Raw genomic sequence first — 7,303 nt, 5'->3', positions numbered from 1 at the left:
GCAGATTGGTCTGGAAGGCGATGTCGTCGATCATGCCGATGATGTTGGAGATCTTGGCCGAGGAGTTGGTGATCCGCTCCATGGCTTCGGTCGCCTGCTGCATGACCTGGCCGCCGGTCTCTGCGGTTACCCGGACATTCTCTGCCCCCTCGGAGGCGTCCTGGGCTTCCTTGACGTTCTCGAGCACGGTGGCGGCGATGTTCTCCATGGCTGCCGAGGTCTCTTCGATCGTTGCCGCCTGCTTGGTGGTGCGTTCGGATAGATCGTTCGCCCCGCTCAGGATCTCTCCCGTCGCCGTCTTCAACGCACGCGAGGTGTCGCGGAGCTTGAGGACAGTGTCGCGCAGCGTTTCGCTCACCCGATTGACGTTGAGCTGCAGCTCGCGGAACGCACCCTTGTGATCGCCGGTCATTTCGCGATTGAGATCTGAGTCCGCCAGCGCCGAAAGCACCGAACCCGCATCCTGCAATCCGCCGTCAACGCTTGCAATCAACCGGTTGAAGCTTCCTGCAATCCGCGAGATGTCTTCGTCGTCAAACCGGCTGTCGATGCGCCGCGAAAAGTCGCCGCGCAGGGCTACATCGACCACGTCACCGAACTCGCCCTGGAATTTCTCCATGGTCTGGGCCCGGGTGAGGGTCCGCTGGGCACGCGCCTGTTCTTCCTCGGTCATCTGGGCGACCTTGATGCCGTTATCACGGAACACCTCGACGGCCCGTGCGATCTCACCGATCTCGTCCTTGCGCCCGGCATAGGAAACCTCAGCGCTGAAATCGCCATGCGCGTAAGCGGTCATGGTTTCCGTCAGCTGCCGGATGGGCCGCGACAACTGCGCAGTGCCAAGATAGGCAGCGCCCGAAACGCCCACGACCAGACCCAGTACGGCGGTGATGCCGATCATCAGCATCATGCTTTGCCGGAAGGCGTCGAGGTCGCCTTTGACCGCCAGAAGCCGTTCAACATTGCCATCGGTGAAGGCATCGATCTCGGCCTGGTAGGCCTTGCGGTTGGCACGATTGGCTTCATTGTTGCCCTGTTCGTTTGCCAGTGCCGGATCGACATCGCGCCCAAGCCGGGCGGTCTCGCTGCGGAAATTACGGAATTCCGCCGTGCGTTCAATCAGTGATTCAAAGGCCGGCATCTGTTCCGCAAGGATCAACGGACGCCATTCCTCGAGTGTCGCATCGACAGCGTCGAGATTGGCCATCAGACCAGTCGCAAACTTGGTGGCCTCATCGGTGGTATCGGAAGCGTAGATGCCGCGCGAGTCCATCACCACCGCGGTGACGTTGCGGTTTAGCCGCTCACCGAGCTGAGCCTGGTAGGATGCGTTGTCAAACGCATCGAGCCGCGCATTGTACTCGACCAGCGCATAGCCAGCCATGGCACTGATCAGAAGCGAAATCAGGCCCATAAGCCCGACGATGGAAAAAATCTTGCCGCGAATTTTCATGCAGAACCCGTTCGTTGGCGCGCCCGGTATGGGTGCGTCAATAATCCACTCCGGCCATCGAATTCTGCTGAATGGGCACTCAGGTCTTGTGGAAACCGCCGGCCTGCGTCGCCGTCATTTCCCCTGCCGCCCCCGAGGCAGTTCGACACCCGACATTCAAGTCATGGCATCGCCGCTTGCGTAACAAGCTCAGGGTTAACATTCGGTTGCACAAGAGAAATTGAGTAAAGTGAGACTGAAAACAAAGGCCGACGCATGCGCCGGCCTTTGTGAATCGGACTTCCAGTTCCGCCAATGGATCAGATTTCTTCCCAATCGGCATCGATGGCGGCATTGCCCTGGGAGAGGTAGGTGGAGGCAGCGGTCTTGACCTTCTCGGTCAGCGCCTTGATGCCGCCCGGCCTTGCCTCGGGCTCCCGCTTCTCGGCCATGCCGGCGTGATCTCCCGGCGCAGCCATTGGCTGGTGCGGTGCCAGCCGGGCCTGATCTTCCTGCCCATCCTCCAGGCGGAAGATGGCGACGATCTGGTCAAGCTCGGTCGCCTGGGCCTCGGTCTGCTCGATGGCGGCATTGGTCTCTTCGACCAGCGCCGCATTGTGCTGGGTCATCTCGTCCATCTGACGGATCGACTGGCTGATCTCCGAGATCGACACCGCCTGCTGACGGCTGTCTTCCGCGATCTCGTTGACGAGCGTGTTCACACCCCGCACCGAGGTCACGATCCCCTCAAGGCTTTCCGCCGCAGACGCCACAAGCTTCGAACCGCCCTCGACCTCGGTCACTGACTGCTCGATCAGGCTCTTCACTTCCGAGGACGCCTCCGCGGCAGACTGGGCCAGCCGTCTCACTTCCACCGCGACCACCGCAAACCCCTTGCCGGCCTCACCCGCTCTTGCTGCTTCGACCGAGGCATTGAGCGCCAAGAGATTGGTCTGGAAGGCAATGTCGTCGATCATCCCGATGATATCGGAGATCTTGGAGGAGGAATTGGAGATCCGCTCCATCGCATGGGTGGCCTCCGCCATCACCTGGCCGCCCTTCTCGGCGACCTGGCGGGCTTCATCGACAGAACTCTGGGCCTTCTTGGCCCGCTCCGAGTTCTCATTGACCGTATTGGCGAGCTGTTCGGTCGAGGCGGTGGTTTCTTCCACCGCCGCGGCCTGCTTGGTGGTGCGCTCGGAAAGGTCGTTCGCCCCTGAAAGGATCTCGCCGGTCGCGGTCTTGAGCGCTCTTGAGGTGCCCCGCAGCTGGCTGACGATTTCCACCAGCTTGTCGGCCACCCTGTTGGTGTCCTGCTTGAGCCGGAGGAACGAGCCCTGATACTCCCCTTCCACCCGCTGGGTCAGATCGGTCTGCGCCAAAGCACTCAGAACATCCGCCGTCTCGTCAAGGCCGCGCTCAACCGTCGAGACGAGCGCATTCACACTGTCACTCAGCCGATCGAGTTCGGCGTCGCCTACCCGTTCGTCGACCCGTTTGGAGAAGTCGCCGGCAACAGCCGCATCCACGACCTCGGTAAAGGCACCCTGAATCGTCTGCATCATCTGTGCCCGCTCTGCGATCCGCGCGGCGCGCTGAGCCTCTTCCTCGCTCATCGCAGCAACCTTGGCTGCATTGTCGCGGAAGACTTCAACCGCCTGGGCCATGCGACCCATCTCGTCCTTGCGCGTGGTGAAGGGCACATCGATATCGAGCTGCCCTTCGATCAGCGACTGCATCGACCCTTCGATCTTGCGCACTTGTCGCACGACGATCACGCCCACCGACCAGGCGATCACAAAGGCTGCCACCGCGGCAAAGCCGATCACGGCATAAAGGATGATCTCGGTGCTCTGGCGTAGCTCGGTGGCATCCTTGGTCGCACCGGCGCTCACAAGGTTCCAGAAGCCGCGACGCTGTTCGATCTGCCCGACGGCGGTCTGCATCGCCTCTTCCGTGGTCCTGAGCGCGGTGTCATAGGCAGCGGCACCATCCGCATAGGCGTGGAAGGCCTTCTGATAGGTGTCGAGATAGCCGAACATGCGCTCTTCGACATCGGCGCCGAAAAACGCCTTCTTGAATGCAGCCCTGAACTCTTCGACGGCGTCATCGAACCGGTTCTCATAAATCTTTCGGCCACGCATGATGAAGTCTTTCTCATGCCGGCGCAGGGTGAGCATCTGGATCTTGACCGGATTGAGCGCAATCGCACTGCCCATCGAAGCATCGAGCTCTTCTTCGATGGCATGTACTGCCGCGCGCAGTTCACCTTGAAGGCCAAGATTTTCGTCGAGCCCGACCACTTCGGCCGCGGCAATCTGCCCGACCACGGCAGACTGTGCATTCTTGACGATCTGGACGAGGACTTCTTCGCCCTCGACCTGCGCGAGCTTCCTGTCGAGCGCCTGGCTAGAGCGTTCCAGCGCGCTCTTGCGGATGTCTGTGGAATCGAGTGCGAAACCGCGCGCATCATCGGCAACCTTGGTTACCAGTGCTGCGATGTCGGACACCATGGCCGCACTGTCGCTTGCTTCCTTTTCCGCCTGCAGCATGCGGTTGAGCTCATAGGTCTGATACGCATAAATCCCGCCGATCACAGCGACGCAGACCACAACGCTCACGGCGATCGCGTAGATCTTCGCTTTGAGGCTGAGCTGAATGGACGGCAGTTTGGATTTCCACCTGAAAGATGGAAGTTTGAATTTCGGCATGACGATGTCCCTGTTTTCACGCGCCGCTTAATTAAAAGCGCTCAGGGTTAAAAAATTCATATAAAGAAATACGGAGGTGTTTACCCGAAACTAACCACAGCAAACTGCCCGCTTTCCGGGCTCCTTGCTCGGGACACCTGGAAGGACCGAGCCGCCACGTCGAACAAGAAAGAGCGGCCTCAGGCCGCCCATTTCAGTTCATTCGAACGCCGGGAAGCTGGGCTTCAGAATTCTTCCCATTCTTCGTCGACAGCCGCATTGCCTTGGGTGAGATAGGCGGCCGCGGCACTGGTAACCTTGTCCTTGAGCGCCTTGAGCCCGCGCGGTGACGGTGCCTCCGCCGGGGCAAGATCGCGCTGGGCATCCTGTGCGAAGGCCGTCGCATCATCTCGAGAACCGGCGGATGCGGACACCATTTCAGACCCCTCCCTGCCATCCCCGAGCCGGAAGATGGCAACGATCTGGTCAAGCTCGCTGGCCTGGGCTTCGGTCTGTTCGATAGCGGCATTGGTCTCTTCGACAAGCGCCGCATTGTGCTGGGTCATCTCGTCCATCTGCCTGATAGACTGGCTGATCTCGCCGATCGCGGAAGCCTGTTCCTGGCTTTCGCGGGCAATCTCATTCATTAGATCTGTGACCCCGCGCACCGAAGTGACGATTCCGTCGAGATTGGACGCTGCTTCGGCTACCAGTTTCGAGCCTTCGCCGACTTCGGTCGTCGACTGGTCGATCAGTGTCTTGACCTCGGACGAGGCCTCCGCCGCTGATTGCGCCAGTCGCCGCACTTCCACGGCCACGACCGCGAAGCCCTTGCCCGCCTCACCGGCTCGTGCCGCTTCGACCGAAGCGTTGAGCGCCAGCAGATTGGTCTGGAAGGCGATATTGTCGATCATTCCGATAATGTCGGAGATCCGGGCGGAGGAGTTGGTGATCCGCTCCATCGCATCATTGGCGCTGGCCATCACCGACCCGCCTTTTTCGGCAACTTGCCTCGCCTGTTCGGCGCTTGCCTGCGCTTCATGCGCACGGCGGGTATTGTCGCCAACGGTGGCCGAAAGCTGCTCGGTTGCTGCCGTCGTCTCTTCGATTGCTGCCGCCTGTTTGGTCGTGCGTTCGGAAAGATCGTTGGCGCCGGAGAGGATTTCCCCCGTTGCGGTCTTCAATGCCCGTGAGGTTCCCCGCAGTTGGCTGACCACTTCCGAAAGGCGATCGCTCACCCGGTTGGTATCGGCCTGAAGCTGGGCGAATGCACCTTGGAAATCGCCCTGCATGTGATGCCCGAGATCGGCATCGGCGAGCGCCGCCATGACCTTGGAGGTCTCGGCGACCCCCTTGTCGACCGTTTCAACCAGATCATTGACGCCCCGGGCCAGCGTATTGAGCTCGTCATCGGGAAAACGGGCATCGACCCGCCTGGTGAAATCGCCGGCAATCGCCGCATCCACCACTTCGCCGAATGCGGTCTGCAGATCGCGCATCATGTCCGCGCGCTCGACCCGGCGCCGTTCGGACGCGGCCTTTTCTTCTTCGGTCATTTCATTGACCTTGAGCCCGTTGGCCCTGAAGACCTCAACCGCGCGGGCCATTTCGCCCAGCTCGTTGCGGCGTTTGACGAACGGCACTTCTGTATCGAGGGCACCTTGGGCCAGCGTCTTCATCGTGGACGTGATCCGCTTGAGCGGCCGGATGATCGACACCCCGATGATGAGACCCATGACGATGGTCGCCACCAGTGCAACGCCGATGACCCCGAGAATGAACAGCCTGGCGTTCTCTGTAACGTCGGACAGCGTGGCGCTTGCCGCCGTACCCTGAGTAATCGCGTGCTGGATGACGGTTTCGAGTTCGGCGGCCATGCCGTTATAGACAGTATCGAGTTGCCCTTGCAGATCGGAATAGCGCGACTTGGCACCCGCATATTCGTCAAACCCCACATTGTAGAGTTCGAGCAGATCCGCGATCTCGATCTGCATCATCGGGTCAGCGCCGACGCTGCGCGCTGCGCGCGTGATCTTGCGGATCTGCCGGTCGACCTGAAGGATATTGCGGTCACCGCCGACCAGCATGAAATCCTTCTCCGCATTGCGCATCAGCGCATATTCGAGTGAAACCGCTTCCGCATCGATGGCATCGATCTTTTCCTCGATGCTGGTCAGCGCGGTATTCATATCGGCGAGGAAACCGGTCTCCGCCGACGGTGTGATCTCCTGGCTGGTTTCGACGAGGATGTCGAACAGGCTGGTATAGGTGCTCAGCGCTTCGGCAGACTTGGCAATTGGCTCGGCAACCGCGTCATTCTCCCCCGCCAAGGCCTTGAGCGCTTCGATCTTTTCGCCCGCCGCCCTGGCCTCGGCCCGCACCTGATCAGCGATCGCCAGGTCATCCTGCAGCACGAAGTCCTTTTCGAACCGGCGCATTTGCAAGACACCAAGCCCGACCGACTGCGCCAGTCTTTGCATCTCTGCATAGTGGCGTTCGTCCTTGATGGACATTGCCTTCTGCTGCTCGCTGAAGATGAACGCGCCCCCCACAACCGCGATCAACACCGCCCCGATTACCGTGTTCGCGGCAATGCGGGTGGATATGTTCAGCGATTTGACCGACGGCCTGCGAAGTTTGAATTTCGGGCGACGGATCGCCAACCTGCCCAGCAACGCCATGCCTGCCTCCCCTCTGACTTTTGCACTCATTTCAACAATAGCAGCCATTTGGTAATGAATTGGTTATGCACCAATCCAACACCATGAAGGGCACTGGTCAGAGACAGCAAAGAAGCGTCGGCCAGACGCAAAAGGGCGGCCAAAGCCGCCCTTCAATCGCTTGATGATCCGGCCTTGGGCCGTTTCTGATCAGAACTCTTCCCAGTCCTTGTCGATGGCAGCGTTGCCCTGGCTGAGATAGGTCGACGCTGCGGATCTGACCTTGTCGGTCAATGCCTTGATCCCGCGGCCTTTATCGGCCTGCGATCTGACTTGGCTGTTCATGGCCGAACCGCCACCCGGCTCCCCTCCGGGCCGGGCGGACGGTTCCAGCCGGACGGCCTGTCCCTCTTGGCCGTCAATTCTGAAGATCGCCACGATCTGATCGAGCTCTGTTGCTTGCGCTTCCGTTTGCTCGATGGCGGCGTTGGTCTCCTCGACAAGCGCAGCATTGTGCTGGG

At 60.4% G+C, this 7,303-nt stretch carries 4 protein-coding genes and 1 pseudogene; 1 reads left to right on the top strand and 4 read right to left on the bottom strand.

The annotated features are described in order from the left end of the window. The 3 genes from G489_RS0110800 to G489_RS21870 all read right to left on the bottom strand — a co-directional run. Positions 1-1,453, bottom strand: a 1,453-nt coding sequence (locus G489_RS0110800; protein ID WP_029041549.1) for a methyl-accepting chemotaxis protein, incomplete at its 3' end; no start/stop codon positions are given. 299 nt (positions 1,454-1,752) lie between these two features. Then, positions 1,753-4,143, bottom strand: coding sequence for a methyl-accepting chemotaxis protein (locus G489_RS21875; RefSeq protein ID WP_051332543.1), 2,391 nt, complete (start codon positions 4,141-4,143; stop codon positions 1,753-1,755). Between the two features lie 224 nt (positions 4,144-4,367). Beyond that, positions 4,368-6,635, bottom strand: coding sequence for a methyl-accepting chemotaxis protein (locus G489_RS21870; RefSeq protein WP_245578883.1), 2,268 nt, complete (start codon positions 6,633-6,635; stop codon positions 4,368-4,370). On the opposite strand from G489_RS21870, the gene G489_RS22420 reads away from it, so the two are divergent. After that, on the top strand, positions 6,628-6,858 hold the full coding sequence (locus tag G489_RS22420) for a hypothetical protein (RefSeq protein WP_155889367.1): 231 nt from the start codon (positions 6,628-6,630) through the stop codon (positions 6,856-6,858). The two genes, G489_RS21870 and G489_RS22420, sit on opposite strands and share 8 nt — an antisense overlap. Positions 6,859-6,992: 134 nt before the next feature. Here the strand turns inward: G489_RS22420 and G489_RS22580 are convergent. Continuing rightward, positions 6,993-7,303: pseudogene (locus G489_RS22580) on the bottom strand (hypothetical protein); the annotation flags it as partial.

This window comes from Cucumibacter marinus DSM 18995 (assembly GCF_000429865.1).
In the GTDB taxonomy this organism is placed as follows: Bacteria; Pseudomonadota; Alphaproteobacteria; order Rhizobiales; family Devosiaceae; genus Cucumibacter; species Cucumibacter marinus.
This window is presented reverse-complemented; position numbering and strand designations above follow the sequence as displayed.